The organism is Elusimicrobiota bacterium (assembly GCA_041660185.1).
Taxonomy (GTDB): Bacteria; Elusimicrobiota; Elusimicrobia; order 2-01-FULL-59-12; family 2-01-FULL-59-12; genus JBAZWU01.
This window is the reverse complement of sequence record JBAZWU010000010.1, coordinates 25,612-44,410: the sequence shown is the minus strand read 5'-3', so window position 1 is coordinate 44,410 and position 18,799 is coordinate 25,612. Positions and strand designations below refer to the sequence as shown.

18 protein-coding genes are annotated in these 18,799 nt (G+C 55.7%); 13 read left to right on the top strand and 5 right to left on the bottom strand.

Going from position 1 to position 18,799, the window contains the following annotated elements; genetic code table 11:
- Positions 1-4: 4 nt before the first annotated feature.
- Positions 5-1,036: a hypothetical protein gene (locus WC859_08495; protein MFA5976185.1), complete on the top strand. Its 1,032-nt coding sequence runs from the start codon at positions 5-7 to the stop codon at positions 1,034-1,036.
- Here WC859_08495 and WC859_08490 read toward each other — a convergent pair.
- The gene (locus tag WC859_08490; GenBank protein ID MFA5976184.1) at positions 1,020-4,451 is read right to left on the bottom strand and encodes a response regulator; all 3,432 of its coding nucleotides are present in this window, start codon (positions 4,449-4,451) and stop codon (positions 1,020-1,022) included. The two genes, WC859_08495 and WC859_08490, sit on opposite strands and share 17 nt — an antisense overlap.
- Positions 4,452-4,627: 176 nt before the next feature.
- On the opposite strand from WC859_08490, the gene ispH reads away from it, so the two are divergent.
- From ispH to ychF, 4 genes are all read left to right on the top strand, one after another.
- A complete protein-coding gene (gene ispH / locus WC859_08485) occupies positions 4,628-5,566 on the top strand; it encodes a 4-hydroxy-3-methylbut-2-enyl diphosphate reductase (GenBank protein MFA5976183.1) in 939 nt (312 codons plus the stop codon).
- A 95-nt stretch (positions 5,567-5,661) separates the two neighbouring features.
- Positions 5,662-7,863, top strand: a complete 2,202-nt coding sequence (locus WC859_08480) for a HEAT repeat domain-containing protein (protein ID MFA5976182.1) — start codon at positions 5,662-5,664, stop codon at positions 7,861-7,863.
- 4 nt (positions 7,864-7,867) lie between these two features.
- Complete coding sequence (locus WC859_08475; protein MFA5976181.1) at positions 7,868-8,662, top strand: alpha/beta fold hydrolase; 795 nt, start codon at positions 7,868-7,870, stop codon at positions 8,660-8,662.
- Between the two features lie 3 nt (positions 8,663-8,665).
- A complete protein-coding gene (gene ychF / locus WC859_08470) occupies positions 8,666-9,742 on the top strand; it encodes a redox-regulated ATPase YchF (GenBank protein ID MFA5976180.1) in 1,077 nt (358 codons plus the stop codon).
- On the opposite strand, the gene WC859_08465 is transcribed toward ychF, so the two are convergent.
- Positions 9,732-10,373, bottom strand: a complete 642-nt coding sequence (locus WC859_08465) for a class II aldolase/adducin family protein (GenBank protein ID MFA5976179.1) — start codon at positions 10,371-10,373, stop codon at positions 9,732-9,734. The two genes, ychF and WC859_08465, sit on opposite strands and share 11 nt — an antisense overlap.
- Positions 10,374-10,600: 227 nt before the next feature.
- Between WC859_08465 and WC859_08460 the strand changes: the two genes are divergently transcribed.
- Positions 10,601-11,188: a M15 family metallopeptidase gene (locus WC859_08460; GenBank protein ID MFA5976178.1), complete on the top strand. Its 588-nt coding sequence runs from the start codon at positions 10,601-10,603 to the stop codon at positions 11,186-11,188.
- 25 nt (positions 11,189-11,213) lie between these two features.
- Here WC859_08460 and WC859_08455 read toward each other — a convergent pair whose 3' ends face one another.
- On the bottom strand, positions 11,214-11,702 hold the full coding sequence (locus WC859_08455; GenBank protein ID MFA5976177.1) for a hypothetical protein: 489 nt from the start codon (positions 11,700-11,702) through the stop codon (positions 11,214-11,216).
- A 54-nt stretch (positions 11,703-11,756) separates the two neighbouring features.
- On the opposite strand from WC859_08455, the gene amrS reads away from it, so the two are divergent.
- Positions 11,757-12,824, top strand: coding sequence for an AmmeMemoRadiSam system radical SAM enzyme (amrS, locus tag WC859_08450; GenBank protein ID MFA5976176.1), 1,068 nt, complete (start codon positions 11,757-11,759; stop codon positions 12,822-12,824).
- Here amrS and WC859_08445 read toward each other — a convergent pair.
- Complete coding sequence (locus WC859_08445) at positions 12,795-13,574, bottom strand: outer membrane beta-barrel protein (GenBank protein ID MFA5976175.1); 780 nt, start codon at positions 13,572-13,574, stop codon at positions 12,795-12,797. The genes amrS and WC859_08445 overlap by 30 nt on opposite strands.
- Before the next feature lie 20 nt (positions 13,575-13,594).
- The gene (uppP, locus tag WC859_08440; GenBank protein MFA5976174.1) at positions 13,595-14,395 is read right to left on the bottom strand and encodes an undecaprenyl-diphosphatase UppP; all 801 of its coding nucleotides are present in this window, start codon (positions 14,393-14,395) and stop codon (positions 13,595-13,597) included.
- Positions 14,396-14,608: 213 nt separating this feature from the next.
- Here uppP and WC859_08435 point away from each other — a divergent pair, with 213 nt between their 5' ends.
- The 6 genes from WC859_08435 (at position 14,609) to WC859_08410 (ending at position 18,797) form a co-directional block, all read left to right on the top strand.
- Positions 14,609-15,037, top strand: coding sequence for a hypothetical protein (locus tag WC859_08435; GenBank protein MFA5976173.1), 429 nt, complete (start codon positions 14,609-14,611; stop codon positions 15,035-15,037).
- Positions 15,038-15,118: 81 nt separating this feature from the next.
- Positions 15,119-16,249: a glycosyltransferase family 9 protein gene (locus WC859_08430; GenBank protein ID MFA5976172.1), complete on the top strand. Its 1,131-nt coding sequence runs from the start codon at positions 15,119-15,121 to the stop codon at positions 16,247-16,249.
- A 111-nt stretch (positions 16,250-16,360) separates the two neighbouring features.
- On the top strand, positions 16,361-16,972 hold the full coding sequence (locus WC859_08425; protein MFA5976171.1) for a DUF502 domain-containing protein: 612 nt from the start codon (positions 16,361-16,363) through the stop codon (positions 16,970-16,972).
- 22 nt (positions 16,973-16,994) lie between these two features.
- Positions 16,995-17,630 (top strand): MotA/TolQ/ExbB proton channel family protein, encoded by a 636-nt coding sequence (locus WC859_08420; protein ID MFA5976170.1) that lies wholly within the window; start codon positions 16,995-16,997, stop codon positions 17,628-17,630.
- 50 nt (positions 17,631-17,680) lie between these two features.
- A complete protein-coding gene (locus WC859_08415; GenBank protein ID MFA5976169.1) occupies positions 17,681-18,040 on the top strand; it encodes a biopolymer transporter ExbD in 360 nt (119 codons plus the stop codon).
- A gap of 10 nt (positions 18,041-18,050) precedes the next feature.
- Positions 18,051-18,797, top strand: a complete 747-nt coding sequence (locus WC859_08410; protein MFA5976168.1) for an energy transducer TonB — start codon at positions 18,051-18,053, stop codon at positions 18,795-18,797.
- Positions 18,798-18,799: the final 2 nt, after the last annotated feature.

Genomic DNA, 18,799 nt, shown 5'->3' with positions numbered 1-18,799 from the left:
ATCAATGACTTGTCCCAGTTGTAACTTTCACTCCGCGGACCACACCGACTACTGCATCCGGTGTGGTTTTTCTTTTGTCCGATACGGCCCGATCTTTGCTCAGTTCCGGGGCACGTGGACCTGGGTGTTGCGGCGGAGCCTGGCTGGTTTTGCGGCCGGGATGGTGGGGTGGCTGGTGATTCCAGCCGCCGGCCGCGCGGCCGGGGCCTCCTTTTCTCAGGCCGCACACGTTCTTCTCACCGGGGCGCTGGGGGGGATTTTCCTGGGGACCGTTGAAGGGATGATGGAAGAGTCCTCTCTCAAGACGGTTACAGGCGGGATCACCGGAATGATCGGCGGCCTGTTGGGGAGCCTGGCGGCGATCTGGATCCTTCGCGGAGGACCCGGTGATTCCAGCGGGATATTGGCCGTCATCGTGACATGGGGGACCGCCGGGGCCTGTGTCGGAATTATCAGCGCGTGGCTGGAGAAGCGTTGGCCGCGGATTCTGGCGGGGGCACTCGCCGGGGCTCTGGGTGGAGCGTTGGGGGGGTGGCTGGGTTATCAGATGTACGCCAGCTTGAATGATATTGCCCGGGCCGATTTATGGAGCCTGAAGCGGGTGAGTGAAAGCGCGGCAGGAGCTATTCTGGGCGCGGTGCTCTGGTTCGTGATCGCGCTGGCCGAACGATTTTTCATCTTTAAGCGCCGCTTAACCGGCCAGATCAGCTACAAAGAATGCGATGTCTGCCACTACGACAATGTCCTGAAAGCCTGGTATTGCGCCTCCTGCGGCGGGGTGCTGCAGCTCTCGGCTCCGCCTGAGAAACTGGAACTGCCGCGCCGTCAGGCGCTGGCCCGCTTTATCTCGGCTTGTCAGTATCTCGGGAGGCTTTGCAGCACCACCAGTACGGTGGTCGCTCTCGTGGCCGCTTATTTCCTGGGTACGATCAATATCTTCCTGGGGCTCTTCGGCCTGCTGCTCACCGCACTCGCGGGTTACATCGGGTATATCCTTTTCAATACCCTGGCTGAAGCCCTCATGCCCCTTTTGTAAGAAAATCAGTATCCAGAAACTGTTGGATTTCCTTGAACCCTTTCTGAACCTGTTCGCAGAGCGCCATCGCGCCGTCCAACTGTTTGTCTTTGCCCATCTGCTCCAGCTTCCGCAGGGGTTCAATTAAACCGTTCGCGCCGTACGTGAGGCTTGATCCCAGGCAACCATGGGCTTCGGCTTTGACCTGGTCCGCCGCGCCTTCTCGAATGGCCTTCGCCATGCGCTCCAATCGGGCCGTGGTTTCCTGTACGTAAAGTTTTAGAGCCTTCTCGATGATGGTCTTATTTCCGCGGGTGAAGTCGTAGAGGTGTTTCATGTTGAGGGGGGAGGTAACCTCGGAAAGCGTGTCGGATGGGGTCCCCTCTGTTGTTACGGGCGGGAGGGAACGCGCGGGGGCTTTTTGGGACAACCATGGCGCGAATGCTTTTCTTAAGTTGTCTTCATCGATGGGTTTCGATAGACAGTCGTCCATCCCGGCCGACAGGCACTCCTGTTTGTCGCTCTCGAGGATGCTGGCGGTCAAGGCGATGATCGGCGTGTGCCGCCCCGGCCCCTCTTTCCGGCGGATCTGCCGGGTGGCTTCAAAGCCATCCATTTCGGGCATCTGACAATCCATGAGCACCAGATCATACGCGTTGTGTTGAAAGGCTTCCAGCGCCTGCCAGCCGTTGGCAACGATATCGGTTATAAATCCCATCTTCTCCAGCAAGTGTTGGGATACTTTCTGGTTGGACAGGTCGTCTTCAGCCAGCAGGATTTTGACCGGCAGCCATCGCTCCAGGACCGCCGCCAGCTGGTTGAGGTCCAGGGGTTTGGGCAGGTAATCGTCCATGCCGGCATAAAGGCATTTTTCGCGGTCACCCTGCATGACGTTGGCGGTCAGGGCGATGATCGGCGTGTGACGCTCAACGCCTTCGCGGGCCCGGATTTCCGCGGTGGCCTGAAAACCATCCATTTCGGGCATCTGGCAGTCCATCAGGACCAGGTCGTAGGCGATTCGGGAAAGGGCTTCCAGCGCTTCCTGGCCATTGGCCACGGCATCCGCCTTGTGTCCCATCTTTTTAAGAATATTGACGGCGACCTGCTGATTGGAAGTGTTGTCTTCAGCCACCAGCAGCCGGGCCTGTTTTTTCTGACGGGAGCTATAGGCGGAAAAAGCCGGGGCGGATTCGGACACGGCTTCTGCGGGTGCATGGCTTAGCACCGCTGCCAGATTTTTTAACAGATCCATCTGTTTGATGGGTTTGGTCAACCAGCGCTCAATCCGACTGGCTTCGGGAGGCCGTTGGCCCATCGAGGACATCATGACCAGATGCGTCTGGGCCAGGGTTGGATCCGCTTGAATGGCTTGGGCCAACTCCAGGCCATCCATCTCGGGCATGTGCATATCCAGAAGAACGATGGCCAGGGGAGCTTGCGCGGCCGCGGCCTGCCGCAGGATTTGCAAGGCATCCCTGCCGCCGGCGGCCTCGGCGGTTATCATCCCCCAGGGGGTGAGCTGTTCCTGCATGATTTTGCGGTTGGTTTTGTTATCGTCGACAATGAGGACCCGTTTGCCTTTTAAAATATCCGGCAAGAACGGTTTAGGCGTTGCGACCGGCTGGGTTTGCTTTTGAAAGACCGCGGTGAACCAGAAAGTCGATCCTTTCCCCGGCGTGCTTTCCAAGCCCACCTGGCCGCCCATCATTTCGGCCAGGCGTTTGCAGATGGCCAGACCCAGTCCGGTGCCGCCATATTTGCGTGTTGTGGAGCTGTCCGCCTGTGAGAACGATTGGAACAGACGTTTTTGCGCTTCCGGCGAGATGCCGATACCCGTATCGGTGACGAGAAAACGAAGGGTCACGTCCTGATCGGTTTCGCTTTCCTTTTTAACCCGCAGCACCACCTCGCCTCTCTCAGTAAATTTGATGGCATTGCTCATCAAATTGATCAGGATTTGCCGCAGCCGTCCGGGGTCCCCCTTCAAAGCGGTCGGAACATTCGGATGGATGAAGGTTGCCAGCTCAAGCTTTTTTTCCTGGGTTTTGGCGGCCAAAAGTTCCCCGACGTTTTCGACCGGTTGGTGCAGATCGAAGTCCAGTGTTTCAAACGCGAGTTTGCCGGCTTCAATTTTGGAGAAATCAAGAATGTCGTTGATGATGTCGAGCAAAGCGTCGCCGGAATTCTTTACAATTTGAGTGAATTCCCGTTGCTCCGGCGGCTGGGGCGAGTCCAGGAGCAGTCCCGTCATGCCGATAATGGCGTTCATCGGGGTTCGGATTTCGTGGCTCATGGTGGCCAGAAAGGTGCTTTTAGCGCGGTTAGCTTCCTCCGCGGCGACCCGAGCCTCTTCCGCAGATTTTTTAGCTCTTTCAAGCTCGATCTCGTTGCGTTTGCGCTCAGTGATATCTTTCGCCAGGATAACGAATGCCGCGGGTTGCCGGAACTTGTCGAGCACCACGGAGGCTGAGCCGCTCAAATAGCGCTGTTGGCCATCCGGAGAAAGAAAGGCCATTTCGCGGTCGCGCAACGAATCCTGCTGGATCAGAGACTCCAACTCGCCAAGGGAGAAAAGACACGGGCTGATCTGCTGAAAGGGACGCCCGATAAGAGACTCCTGGAGCTGGCTGAAAAGGATGGCGGCCGAGGGATTGGCGACCCGGACAATCCCATCGCGGTCGATGATGAGCAGCGCCTCCGCCATGGTCGCGATGATTTGGTGGACGGCAAAGGACGGCGTGACGTCAATAAGTCGATAACGGCGAATCATGTGCGCGACGATCACCGCATAGATGAGAGCAAAAAGATATCCGAAGGGATAAAGAGAAAACCCAAAGCCGCCTATAAAGTCAACCGCTCCAGCGTACGCGATCGCATAAGCGATCCCTAACACTTTCAGTCGTTGTCGTTGTTTGTCGTTAAACGCTTGTTGATACCCAACCCAGTAAAGCCGAACAGCCTCCGTAAGCAAGATGCCGAAAAGGAGGAGGAAAACCAATGACAGGGGCCTGAGCTTCGCGTAGTAGCCCCAGAAATAATGATAAGCACCCGTGACCAAATAGTCCGTCTGGCCGAAGGCCCAGGCGAATAGAAAAGCAATACAAATGGCGGCCCATGCCCGAAAACGGTAGCGGCGATATTGTCGAACCTCCATCAGTGCAAACCAGTAGTTGCAAACCGGGATAAACGTCGCGGAGATTAGGATTGAGCGACTCCAAAACAAGGCGGTCGTTGGATTGTTGGATAAATAGGCTCCCGCTTGGGAGAGCGGCCAGCCGCCGACGCTTAGGGTGTCCAGAAAGAAAATGATGGCCACCAGGGAGAAGCGTTCCCGCAGCAGCGTATAGAGTCCGAGACCCAGAATGAAACATCCCACAACAAAATTGGGAATGGCGTAATAGGAGAAGGTGTAATTGGATAGATTGAAAATAGGCATATTTTGACCTTCTTAAGTATAAGGCGTAGGAAATTTTGCGCAAGGGAAAAAGCGGAGAGGGAGTCTTTGGGGTATGTATAATTTAATTGTGGATGTCATCCCCGCAGGTCGTAGGCGGGGATCCATCATTGATGTTTGGATCCCCCGCCAGCAACCGCGGGGGATGACGGAGGAAAATGAAAGTTATTCTGGTCCGTCCCAGGGGATTCTGCGCCGGCGTGGTCCGGGCAATCGATATTGTTGATATTGCCTTGAAGAAATACCCGCACCCGATTTATGTGCGCAAGGAAATCGTGCATAACCGGGCGGTGGTGGAAAATTTCAAACGCCGGGGTGTGATCTTTATCGACAACCTGCAGGAAGCCCCGGAGGGCAGCCTGGTCATTTTCAGCGCTCATGGTGTTCCTCCGGCGGTCCGGGAAGAGGCACGACAGCGGCATGTCGAAGTGATCGATGCCACCTGCCCTCTGGTCACCAAGGTCCACCTCGAAGTCCACAAATACGCCCGCGACGGGTATTCCATCATTCTCATCGGTCACAAAGAGCACGATGAAGTCATCGGAACCACGGGGGAAGCTCCTGACAACATTCAAGTGGTCAGTAATGTCCAGGAAGTGTCCCGCCTGAAGGTTCTGGATCCGGCGAAAGTCATCTGTCTGACGCAAACGACGCTGAGCGTGGATGAAACCCGGAATATCTCCGCGGCGATCAAAAAACGTTTTCCCGAAATGCTTTCACCTGCCAAAGACGATGTCTGTTATGCTACCCAGAACCGCCAGGACGCGGTGAAAGAACTCATTTCTGCCGGGATTGATCTCTTGCTCGTGGTCGGATCCCGCAACAGCTCCAACTCCATCCGTCTTTGTGAAGTGGCGCGCGCCCAGGGGGTTGAATCCCATCTGATTGACAACGCGTCGGAGATTAAGCCGGAGTGGCTCGCGGCCGTCGATAAGGTCGGCCTGACCGCCGGAGCTTCCGCACCGGAATATCTGGTGGAAGAAGTGGAAGCCTATCTGAAACAGCGTGGGGCTTCCATCGAAGAGCTGGAAGTGATCAAAGAGGACGTCAGTTTCGCCCTGCCCCGGGAACTTCTTTCCTTAACTACGCCCCTTTAGCTCTCCGGCGCGTTCCCTGTCCAATAAAATAAAGTTGCAGAAACAATCAACAATCGATAGACTCAAGCCGATATCGATATGGAGGATTCTGATTTATGCCCCCTGTGATGACGATTGGCAAGGCTGTTTCCATTCTGCGTTCGGCGATCGTGAATGCCCGCATTTATCCGAAGGGCAGCCAGATGATTGAATCGTCCCTGAAAGGAGCTATGCAGGCCCTGGAGACCTGCCTGCAGGAAACCACTCCCATTATCCTCAGCGATGTCCAAGGGAAGTTTTGCATTAACGGCAAGGAAAGCGTTGAGGCCAAGGATTTCCGTCCCTTCCTGGTTCAGCACGAAGTCCAAAGCTTGAAGATTCTCAAAGGTTTGACCCTGGCGGAAGTCGCCGCGCTGCTGGAAGGTCTCGGCAAACGAAAAGGGCAGCTGGAGGGTCAGAAGACTCTCAGCGAGTGGCTGGCCGCGCAGGGGGTCACCCATGTCCAGGTGGAGGAAATCGAATTTGTCGAGCTGAAAAAAGGGGAAGTGGTTGTTCAGCAGGTCCTGTCCCTTCTGGAACAGTCGACCGGTGATGTTCCCACGCTGGTCAATTCGCTGGAAGAATCCTTCCGGATGATCGATCAGCTGCCCGAAGAGGCCGCCAGGAAGGATGTTCAAAAGAAGATGGCCAGCCAGCTGGCGAGCTCCATGGCGCCTCAGCAGCTCCGGGAATTTTTTGACAGCAAGCTGCCCGACCGCATCGGAAATTCCTCATTGCGCGACGATATCGCTCAGGCGATGTCCCGCGACAAGCTGGAAGAAACGCTGGAAGAGGTGCACCGGTGGTATCAGCAGATCAAACAGGAAACCAAGTCCGAACTGGAAGTCGTCGAAAAGTTGAACGGGCTCAAAGGTTTTCTCGGCAAGATTCTTCATTCGCCGGCCAGCAAAACGGTTCCCTTCGCTCTCTACGAAGAGCTTTTGAACGTCGGACTGATCGACCAGATGCCGGCAGGGGTTCAAAAGGGTGAAAATGCAGGGTTATTGGCTGAAGTGGAGCATCTGGTCAATGAGAAAAGCGAGGCGCTGCTCGAGCCGGCGGTGCGCCAGCGTTTCCCTGAGCTTTTAAAAGCCATGTGCGCCATGGGGCTTGACGGACCGCTTCAGAAATTGACGGACAAGATGCTGGATAACCTGCATAATCCCGCGCCCTTGGTCCGCGAGACCGCTGCTAAAGTGATCCGGGTTTTTCAGGAAACCCTGGCCTCCAATCGGAAAGAAAAACCGTTTTTGCAGATTGTCTCGACTCTTCATGTCCGCGCGGATTCCGAGAGCGCTCCGGATGTCTATGGCCAGATTGCCGAGTCTCTGCAGTTGGCCGCGATGGAACTGTTGGTCAATTGGAAATTTGAGGAAAGCGCGCTGCTCTTGGCCACGCTGCGCCGGCACAGCCGGGAGGAAAGCCCTATCGGACACAAGAAGAAGCAGCTGGCGGTTAAAGCCTTGCTCGACTTCTCCACCCGTGGCCTCGATGTGATCTGCGCGGATCTGAATGCTCCTTTAAAAGATCGCCAGAACGGCGCTTACCGTATTCTGGCCGAGCTGGGAGAGGAAGCGGTGGGGCCTCTGGTTGAAGCGGTGAAGCGATCGTCTGATCTGCGTTCGCGCCAGGCGGCGATCCAGGCGATGAAACATCTGGGAGCGACGGTCAAAAATTCGCTTCTGAAGCAACTCAATGTGGAAATGTCCGCGGATGTGCTTATCAAATTGATCCCCGTACTGGAAGATTTTGCCGATGCCTCGCTACTGCCGACCCTTAGCGCATTGCTGCAACACCCGGATGCCGGCGTTCGTCGGCAGGTGGCCCAGCTCCTGGCGAAGGTGAATGACCCGAAGGTGCAGAATCTGCTGACGGGTTTACTGGATGACGCCGACGTCGATGTTCAGGCTGAGGCGGTGCGGCTCATCGGGGAGCTGCATTTAAAACAGGCCTGCCCCGAATTGGCCAGGCGTCTTTCTGCGGTTTCGCCGGTTGTGCAGGAGGAGATGTGCGTGGCGTTTGGCCATCTCGGTGAAAAAAGCGTTATTCCGGATCTGATTAAGATCCTCCAGACACAGAAGTCCTTCTGGCGGCGAGTGCCTGGAACAACGGATTCCGTACGGGCCCGCGCCCTCTGGGCATTGGGACAACTCCTGCCGGATGAGGCGGCACAGAAAACGTTGACCCGAGCGCTCAAAGATCCAAACCCCAACATCCGGCGTACCGCCCAGAATGCCCTGGGCCGGCTGACTATTCCGGCGACAAAAAGCCCGCAATAGCTTTATGAAATTCTTTCCCTGCGTTTATGTCGGAATGCTACTCGTGAGTCTTGTTTCTCCGTTGTTGCCCGCGGCGACACCGGAATCGAAAAACCCGAATCGCTTCTGGCAGCATGTCAGTTGGAAAACGCCTGAGGGGGTCAGCCTGGTCGGGTTTTATCATCCGGCCGGTGGCGCGGGCCGACTCACCTGGGTGCTGCTGCATGGCCTTGGAAGTGTCAAGGAGGAGTGGAGCGATTTTGCTCAGCAGGCGGCGCGGACGCTGGACGATGGATTTTTGATTTATGACCTGCGAGGGCATGGCGCAAGCACGCAGGGAAAACCGGGGGAAAAACTCGATTACCGGGAGTGGCGACAAGCCGGGCCGGGGAGTCCATGGAGCCTCATGGGGGATGATTTAAAGAGCGCGGTGGCCATGCTGATGGATCGCTATCATTTAACAGAGAACCGGATCGCTCTGGGGGGTGCCAGTCTCGGAGCCAATGTTTCCCTGGTGTATGCCGGCAGGCATCAGGCTGTTCCGGCGGTCATTCTTTTGTCTCCGGGTCTTGCCTACGCCGGGGTCGTGACACCCGGTGCTTATCGGGGGTATGGCCAACGCCCGCTTTTTCTGGCCGCGAGTCCTGAGGATGCCGATGCATTTGATACCGTGCGGCAATTTGTAGCGCAGCGCGGGGATTCTAATCTCCGTGTGGCTTCAGGCGATGGGGCGGCTCATGGTGTGGCGATGGCCAAGAATCCCGTGTTCACAAAAAAACTCATTGATTGGATGAAAGAGATGGACGAACGGAGACAATAATTTATGGAAATCGGCATCGTTGGTCTTCCAAACGTCGGGAAATCCACCCTGTTCAATGCGCTCACCGGCGCGGCTGTGGCGGCCAGCAATTTTCCATTTACGACGATCGAACCCAATGTCGGGATTGTCCCTCTGCGTGATCCGCGCCTCGTGAAACTGGGGGAGATCTTCGAGAGTAAAAAAGTCACGCCGGCCGGGGTCCGGTTCGTGGATATCGCCGGTCTGGTGAAGGGAGCCAGCCAGGGGGAGGGCCTGGGCAATAAATTTCTTTCCCATATCCGCGAGGTGGACGCGCTCGCGCAGGTCGTCCGGTGTTTCAAGGACCCCAACGTGGTGGATGTCACCGGCGAGCTCAATCCGATTCAATCGCTCGAAGTGATCCAGACGGAGCTGCTCTTGGCGGATTTGGACCAAGCCCAGAAGCTTCGTGAAAAATATCTGGGTTCAGCGCGTTCCGGGAATAAAGAGGCCCGTGACATTATTGCGGAACTCGAGAAAGCCATTGAGGGTTTCAATAGGGGAGTCCCCGCCCGGCAGCAGGGGCTGGCGCCTGCGACACAGGAGAAATACCAGTTTTTAACGGGCAAACCGCTTCTCTATGTGGCCAACGTCGGGGAAGACGAGTTGTCCGGGAACGCCCTGGTTCAGCCGATGATCGATTATGCGGCCAAAGAGGGCAGCCAGGTCGTGGTGCTCTCGGCGAAAATTGAGGCGGAAATCGCCCAATTGGCTGAGGCAGAGCGCAATGAGTTTCTAACGTCCCTGGGTTTGAAAGAGTCCGGGCTCGACCGTCTCGTGCATGCCGGACAAAAGTTACTGCGCTTGATGACTTTCTTTACCTCTGGTCCGGACGAATCACGCGCTTGGAGCATCCGCGAAGGGACCCCCGCGGTGAAAGCGGCAGGGAAAATTCATTCAGATATCGAACGTGGTTTTATTCGTGCGGAAATTTATTCGTACGAAGATATTGTGAAATACCGTTCCGAAGCGGCGCTGAAGGAAAAAGGTTTGATCCGGCTGGAGGGGCGGGACTACCTCATGAAAGACAACGACGTCGTTTACTTCCGGTTTAACGTTTAAACCCTGCCCGTTGCTTCAAATACAAATACTCACAGACATATTCCATGGATTCCAGGTAATTCCGGACGTGTTCGGGGGTGTCTCCCCAGGCCGTGAGTCCGTGATTGTAGATCAGTGCGACCGGAAGGGGTTTCGCGGCGGTGGTCCAGTAGGCCGTGATGTCTTTGGCGATTCGCGAAGCATCCTGCCAGTTTGGAATCAGGGCGATTTCGGCGCTTTCCTCGTCTCCCACCCCGATGGTTTTGAGCGTTTCAAACCAATCGACATGAAGAAAGCGCTGCTCCTTCGGGTGGCCATGAAAACAGGAAATCAGGGTGGAATAGATCGGATGAACGTGGAAAACCGCGTTGACCGAAGGCACCGCCCGGTAGATCGTTTCGTGGATGACCGTTTCGCTTGAGGGGCAGAGACCCCGCCGGGAGCCGGTCACCGGGCGACCATTTTGAATTTTCAGAAGGTCGCCCATTTTCATGTGCCCTTTGTTAAGGCCGCTGGGCGTGATGGCGAACCGAAGCGGGTCACTGGACAGTCGTACGGAAAGATTGCCCGACGTGCCCCACATCCAGCGGCGTTCGTAGAATAATTTCCCGCAATCCACCAAAACCTGCAGAGCTGCCGTCGAAGATTTCATCCATCTCAATCATACACCCTCGTGACAGGCACCGCAAATGGTGATTCATTTCATCATGTTGGACGAACCATTTTTTAATGAGAGAAGGATTTTGGACCTGTTTTTAATAGGCAATCGACAAAAAGTTGGTCCAATTTGAATGACTCAGTCGAAATAGATATTTAAGACAAGCTGAAATCAGTCAGCGTATTCGGTGCCTGTCACCACGGTTTTGTAGGATAAAGTTTATGAGATGGTTGCCATCGAGTCTCGTCATTCACCGTTTGTGTCCGCTGGCCGATCCCCTGTCCCTGGTCCCTATCGGGACTTCTCGTGATGGTAAACTGATTCATCTGGCGCGCACGGAAACGGTCGATGCGTTTCGCCGCATGAGCGAGGCCGCCGGGAAAGAAAATGTTCGCCTGCACGTGATCTGGGCGTACCGGCCGCCGGCGCTGCAGCTGGAGCAGTTTCGTGAATCGCAATTGAAACACGGGAAGCGTGGCGGCATTCGCTGGCTGGCGCCGCCGGGTTTTTCAGAGCATCAGACCGGCTGGGTTCTGGATTTGGGCGATCAGGCGGATCCGGAAGCCGATGACAATCCACTCTTTGAGCGGACCCGCGCGTTCCGCTGGTTGAAGGAGCATGCGAGAGCGTTCGGGTTTGAACTTTCGTTCAGGCTGAGCAATTGGCAGGGAGTTGGTTATGAACCGTGGCACTGGCGATTTGTCGGTACGCCGGACGCCCGCGGCGCCTTTCACCCAAAAGGCCGCCAGGCGCTTTGGGTCTGGGGAAGAAGCTGGGGAGAAGCGCTGCGCTGGTGGTTACAACCTTAACGGGCGGACAGCGGTCCGCCCCTACTTATCTAAGGTAATTGACGTAAACGCGGAAGCCGACGAGCCCGTCCACGTCCGCGCCGATATCCGGGGCGAGTTTAACCACAGGCGCGACTTCGACGAAGAATTCCAGCGGATCCGTCGGGAAAAGATAGGAAACACCGAGCGGGATGCGCATCCCGAAATGGGTGTCATCCCCGGCGTTAATGCGGCCGCCTAAACCGAGATAAAACGGCAGCCGGCCGCGGGAAACATCAAAACTGGAAAAGGAATGCCACAAATAATCAGCGTGCAGATCAAAGTTGCTGTTGAAATGGTAACCGGCAAAAGCATCGATCGCTGTTGTGGTGGAAAGCCAGTATTTTCCGGTGGCCCCCATGGGCTGCCCGATTCCTGCGCCGATCCCAAGATCCTGCGCTGACCCGACCCGGCTGGTGACGGCGTTTGCGGGGCGTTGCGAGATCAATCCAAAAATCAATAATCCTGATACGATGATAAGGGTATTCGTTTTCATAGGCGCAGATTGTAGAAAATATTTTGGCCGCTCTCAAATCGTAATGAGAAATTCATGAAAACATTGGAGGAATTGACTCGGGAGGGCGAGCTTTATGAAAAGCTGCCCGGGAAGAAGCTGCGTTGCCTGGCGTGCGGGCATCGCTGCCTGATCCCGCAGGGGAAGCCGGGCATTTGCCGGGTTCGTTTTAATTCGGACGGGCGGCTGCACGTGCCCTGGGGCTATGTCGCGGCCCTGCAGCTGGATCCCGTCGAGAAAAAGCCTTTCTTCCATGCCCTGCCGGGCTCAGTGGCCATGAGTTTTGGCATGCTGGGGTGTAACTTCCATTGTGGTTATTGTCAGAATTGGAACACCTCCCAGGCGTTGCGTGATCCCGACGCCGGTAGTCCCATTCATGAAATCACGCCGGGGAAAATTGTGGAAGCGGCACTGGCCGGCGGCGCCCGACTCCTGACCAGCACGTACAACGAACCGCTCATTACCAGTGAGTGGGGGGTAGCTGTTTTTAAGGAAGCCCGCCGGCACGGGATGGTCACGTCTTGTGTGTCGAATGGAAACGCCACTCCGGAGGTCCTGCGCTACCTGCGCCCATGGGTGGACCTCTATAAGGTTGATTTGAAAAGTTTCCAGGACGCCCATTACCGTCAACTCGGCGGCGTGCTTCAGCCTGTCCTGGATAGCATCGGGCTTCTGCACCAAATGGGATTCTGGCTGGAAGTGGTCACCCTGGTGGTCCCCGGGTTTAATGATTCGCGGGAAGAGCTGCGCGACATCGCGCGGTTCTTGGCGTCCGTTTCTCCGGATATTCCCTGGCATGTCACCGCGTTTCACAAGAACTATCAGATGACGGATCCGGAGAACACCAGCGCTGTCCAGTTGTTGGAAGCGGTTGAAATCGGCAGGGAAGCCGGATTGCGTTTCGTGTATGCGGGAAATCTGCCGGGCCAGGTGAAGGAGACTGAACATACGGCCTGCCCGGACTGCCGCACGCTTCTGATTGAGCGGTCGGGGTTTCGCGTGCTAGCCAATCATCTGCAGGACGGCCGGTGCCCCAAGTGCCATCGGGCCATCCCGGGGTTCTGGACGACCCCGTCAAAGCCGGTAGGAGATTCCCGTACTTAAGGCGTAAAGGTGCTGGCTGACGGTGGGTTGGACGGACCCTTCGCGGCCCTGAAACTGAACCGTATCGAACGAAAGATCGTCGAAAAGCAGGCGGGCATCCAGAAACCAGTGGGAGCTCAACGGATAGAGGGCCCCTGCGCCGAAACGCCATCCATTCCCTTGAAAGCGATCGCCGCTGGCTTTCGGGATCAGTCGATTCCACTGATAGCCCGCCAGAACATAAGGTTCCAGTTTCCATTTCTTTTGATTAAAAAAAGGATACAGCCGCCCGGAAACAACGCTGCCGTAAAGCCAGAAATGTTTATACTGTCGCGCCACCGTGCCATCGGACAAGAGGATTCCGTCGTCTGAATTCAGGGATGGAATCCAGCTCATTCCGCCGTCAATCTCGACCAAAGGGTGAACCCGAAAACCAATTTCTCCAGACAATCCCGCGGCTGTCCCCAGAGACAGCTCATCCGAGGAAAAGGTTTGGCCGGTCATGTGCAGCGCTGATGTGAATCCGCGGCGGCGCTCCGCCGGCGGGTTGGGGTGGTACTCGTCAAAAATGATTTTGTCGATGTCCTTGTTTTCAAGCAGGTAGGAATTCGGATCAAAAGGCGGGTTGCCGATCAGGATGGCTTTTTCGGCATGAATCAGGATCTTGCCTTTGTAGACCGTACCGTCTTTCATAATGACCTGATCGGCACGGGCGGACGGCATGATCCCGAAGGAGGTAAAAACAATGAGCAGGGACAAGAGTTTTTTCACGGAAAAAGTCAGGGGTCTGTCTAGAGAAACCGGCTGAGGTTCAGCAGAACGAACGTTCCGAGCGCCCACCGGTAAAGGATAAACGGGGTGTATCGGTGCTTCTGAACGTAGCGCATCAGAATCGCGATCGCGGCCAGACCCGCCACCGCGGCTCCCAGGAAACCGACCACCAAAGGACCTTTTTCAGGAGAAAGCCAGAGTTCCCTGCTCTTAAAAATTCCTGCGCCGGCGATAATCGGTATCGATAATAAAAATGAAAAATGAGCCGCTTCTTCGCGTGCAAATCCCAACGCCAACGCGACGGTGATGGTAATCCCCGAGCGGGATACTCCCGGCATAAGCGCCAGCGCCTGAGCCATCCCCACTCCGACGGCTGTTGTCACGGACAGGTCGGTGATTCGTTTCTGCCCGGCAAAAAACCGATCCATGAAGCCCAGAGCGACTCCCATCACGATCAGCACGATCGCGATGAGTTTCGGGTTCCGGAAGACGGTTTCAACTTTTTGCTCGAAAAGAAACCCGGCAAGCGCTCCGGGGACGGTGGCCAGAAGGAGAAACAGGACCGTCCGGCGCTCCTGTTCATAGGCCGAATCGTTGAAATGCAGCAGCCCTTCGACAAACCGCCAGAGCTCTTTCCTGAAATAGGCGACAACCCCGGCCAGAGTTCCCAGGTGCAAGGCCACATCGAATGCCAGACCTGGGTCGGTCCATCCGAAGAAACGGGGGAACAGGGCCAGGTGCGCGGAACTGGAAACCGGAAGAAACTCGGTCAGGCCCTGGAGGACGCCTAAGGCGAAAGAATGGGGTATGTCAAGGGTCATTCGGGTGAGTCTAACATGTAACATACCTTTTTACAAAAACACAGAAAACTCACAAGCAGAAGGCTTAACGATGCTCCATGAAATCAGACCGTAAAAATACGTATAATTACAGGGCCCTATTTTGTCTCGTTTGATCCCAAACGCCGGTTAACGTGCCTCGAAAGACGTAGCATGTGAACAGCGTCCAGTTAAACTAGGGCCATGAAAAACAGAATGATCAAAGAGATCTTGTTCGCGACGCTGATCGGAGCCGCTGTTTCGTCCTCCTTATATGCCTCTGCAAAGCCGGTGGGCACAATCAATATTTCAGTTTTAGATGAAAATGGAGCGGTCGTGCAGGACGCTCCTGTTTATATCTACGGCGAGCACAAAACTCATTTTGTAGGGGGGAAGGAAATTCCCGGAACCACTACCTTAACGATGCCGGCCGGGCACTACCGTATCTCGACAGCGCTCGTGCGCAAAACCGGGGAGTATCTCGACCGATTTGCCAGCCACGAGGCGCACGTCGAAGTGATTCCTGGGGACAATGTTTCAATCATTCTCACGTTGAAGCCTGTTGAGGATCCGCTCAACCATATCGATTACGCGGAACTGAGCCGTATCGGCGTCCCTTCAGATATCGCCCGCAACTTGAACTGACGAATTTAGGTTGCATCCTTCTGGAAAGAGCCCCGATTCTTCGGGGCTTTTTTTATAAACGAGTATAATCATCCAATGGCCATGACGTTAGAACAACGCGGACGGAACGTGCTCGCCTGGTTGATCGGAGTTTGTTTCCCAGTTCAAAAGAAAACACCTGAACAACTTCGCCAGGAGTGGCAAAAGGGGGGCATCCGCAAAGTACTCCTGATTCGTCCGAATCAAGGGCTCGGCGATTTGCTGCTGGCCACGCCGGTTTTGCGCGCGCTCAAACACCTTCAGCCGGAACCCGAACTTCATTTTCTTTCGGAAGCTTACAATGTCCTGTCTGTCCTGACCAATACCCGGATTACCCGGCATTGGGTCTGGGATAAAAAGGGGATGCGGTCGTCCTGGCGGCTGGTCTCTTTTCTGCGGGGCATTCGCCGGGAGCGTTTTGACCTGGCGATCATCCTGACCAGCAACATCCCGTCCTTCACGACGTTTCTCTTCGCGCGCATGACCGGTGCAACGGTCTTGGCGTGTTCGACCGAACCCTTTTACGGAGGGGCCAACTGGAGCCGCACTCTGGCGCATGTCGAAATCCCTCTGCCTCCCGAGGATTCCCCTGAAGCGGCCAAGTTTATGGCGATTGTAAAGCCCTTGGGTGTTTCGGTGGACTATACCCCGGAGTTTAATGTGTCCCCGGAGGCTGTTCAGCGAGCCGCGGAACGGTGGCGTCAGTGGGTGTTCCCGGCTGGAAACCGGAAAGTGGGACTTTTCTTCGGAGGCAATCCGGACCGCCCGGACCGTCTCTGGCCGGCGGAAACGTGGGGGCGTCTGGCGGCTTATGTGGAGGCAGAACCAACCTTCTCACTGGTGGCCATCGTGCCTCCCGAATCGTTGCGTTCCGGAACGCGGGCGTTGGAAAGAGGCGTTTTTGATCAGGCGCGACCCTATTTGAAGCGCTCCCCTCCGCAGTTCTCTGATCCGGATCTCGAAGCCGTCGCCGCTTTTCTGAAAGGACTGGATCTCTTTGTCTGCGTGGACGGAGGGCTTTTTCATGTCGCGGTGGCGGCCGGCGTCCGGACCCTGGGATTGATGTTTATTACAGACCCGGCACGGTGGGTCCCGCCGGTTCCCTGGGTTTTTTGTTTAAAGACGGATCGACCCGACCAGCTTTCATCTGAGACGGTGTTTCAGAAGATTCAGGAAATCCTCCGTCCGCATTAAGTCTTCCGGTCCGGGACCTCGTTTGATTTCCCTCGAGGAATATAACAAAATCGTCGTATGCCCTTCGACTTCGCTCAGGGCATGGTGAGTGGAGCAAAGCGCAATCGAACCATGAACAAACTCAAACGCCAGTTTTTCTCCGGCCTTGTTATTTTCGTTCCGCTCAGCCTGACCATTTATTTTATCTGGATGTTTTTCCTGTTGGTGAGCCAGGGATTGACACCTTCTTTGACCCATCAGAAATGGGTTCCTTTGCCGACGGCCGCCATCCGGCCCTTGTCGTTTGTTCTGACGTTTTTCCTGATCTGGCTGCTGGGGGTTGTCGCAACCAATTTTATAGGTAAGCGGATTATGGGTTGGGTGGAAGCCGGGATCCGCTTCCTGCCGTTTTTCCGTGGTTTTTATGAGGCGATTCAAAAGGTGACAGAGGCTTTTTTCGGCGTCAATTCGATCTACCAATCTGCTGTTCTCGTCGAGTATCCGAGAAAAGGAGTTTATACCTTCGGTTTTGTCACCAGCCAGATGCCCGGGACAGCCTACGGCTCCGAGGAGATCCATTACTGTATTTTTATCCCTACTGTGCCGAATCCGACATCCGGCATTTTGTTGTATGTCCCTAAATCGCAAGTGATTCCTCTGGACATCAGTATCGAGAATGTCGTTAAGATTCTGGTCTCTCACGGATTTATGCCTATTCCAGAAAACGCTTTTAAAAAGGTTTAAGAAGAGAAGAAAGGATAAACACATGTTCGAGTACGCGGCGATGAAACAAATGTGGGCCAATGCCTGGCCTGTTATTTCCATTCTGATTCTTTGCTCGATCTTTTCGGGCGCCATTATGCTGGAGCGCTTTTTTGCCCTGCGGCGGATTGACTTTGACCGGGACTGGCTGTTGAATCGTCTCCGCAAGCACTTGACGGACCGGAGAGCGGATCTCGCGGTGGCCCAATGTGAAACATTGGAGAAGCCGATCGGGGGAATTCTTGCGTTTTTAATTGATCCTCCACTGGAAGACAGGACGGCCGGACGGGATCATCTGATGCGCCTGGCGCTTCGCCTCATCCGGACGGAAACCGCCGGGATGATGCATTATGTGACCGTCCTCGGAACCATCGGGAGCGTCTCCCCGTTTGTCGGACTGTTCGGGACCGTCGTGGGGATCATTCACGCCTTTCGTGCCATCTCCGAGAACGCCGGCGGCGGCCCGGCGGTCGTCGCCAATGGAATCGCCGAAGCGCTGATCACCACAGCGCTGGGGCTTTTCGTTGCCATCCCCGCGGTGGTTTCCTATAACGGTTTTATCCGCAAGATCGAACGCATCACGGAAGATATGGAATTGTGCGCCGAGGAAATCATTGATCTGACCGGTCCGCGCCCATGACCGGGGTCCGCCGTTCGCACAGGCGCCACGCGCCGATCACGGATATCAATATGATTCCGCTGATTGATGTCTCTCTGGTGCTGCTGATTATTTTCATGGTGATGACCCCTTTTCTGGTTCAGCATCAAATCCGAGTGAATCTGCCGCACTCGGTCTCCACCAGCGAGTCCCCGGACCGGCCCATCGTGGTCATGGTTCAGCGGGAGGGGGAGATGAGCATCAACGGCCGGGCGGTGTCCGCGGCCACATTGGAGAGTGCGCTGCAGTCCGAGCTTTCCACGCATCGCGATCGCCCCGTCATGATTCAAGCCGACCGCGACGTGGTTCTGCAAAAGATTGTCTCGATCATGGATGTGGCCAAGCGGCTCAGCGTCGCCAAACTTGGCATTTCAGTGGAACAAAAAAAATAAGGTCTTCCAGATGAAAGGCTATTTCGCTTTATCCCTGGCCGCCCACAGCGCTTTTTTCGGCTTTCTGATGATCCTGGGGACCCTGCTCGCCAGACCGCGCCTGGCCTATTACTCGATCGACCTGTTCAGCATGCCATCCGGCACACCCGGCGGTAGTCCTGCGGCGGCAACCGTTTCCCCGCCTCCTTCACCGGGCAAAACAGCCGCCAAGCCGGAGGAATTTCAGCGCGTGGTTCCCCATTCCAAGGCCCTGTCGAAAGAGGCCATCCGCCTGATTGGGAAAGTGAAAAAGAAGGTCCTCCCGAAGCCGGCCGTTGTGTCCAAACCAAAACCTTCGTCCAATTTTGAAGCTGCCATGCGGGCGTTGGGCCGTGAAGACAATCAGGCCTCCGGCGCCGGAACCGGAGGAGCCACCGGGCTTCCGGGAAATAGCGGCGGAGGGGGATCCGGCATCGTCGCCGAAGCGGGAACCACCTTTCCCTATCCGTGGTATCTGAAATCCATCGCCGACCGGCTGGATAAACAATGGCATCCGTCGCAGGAGTTTGAAGCCGATACGGTTTGCCAGGTGGCCTTTGTCATTCATCGGGATGGACAGTTGTCGGAGTCAAAAATCGAGAAACCATCAGGGGATACGTTTTTTGATCAATTGGCCCTGCGGGCGGTCCTGTACTCCAATCCATTGCCTCCTTTGCCGAGCGGGTTCCCCGATGATACGCTCCGCGTCCATATGAAGTTTGTCGGAAAACGGATATAATG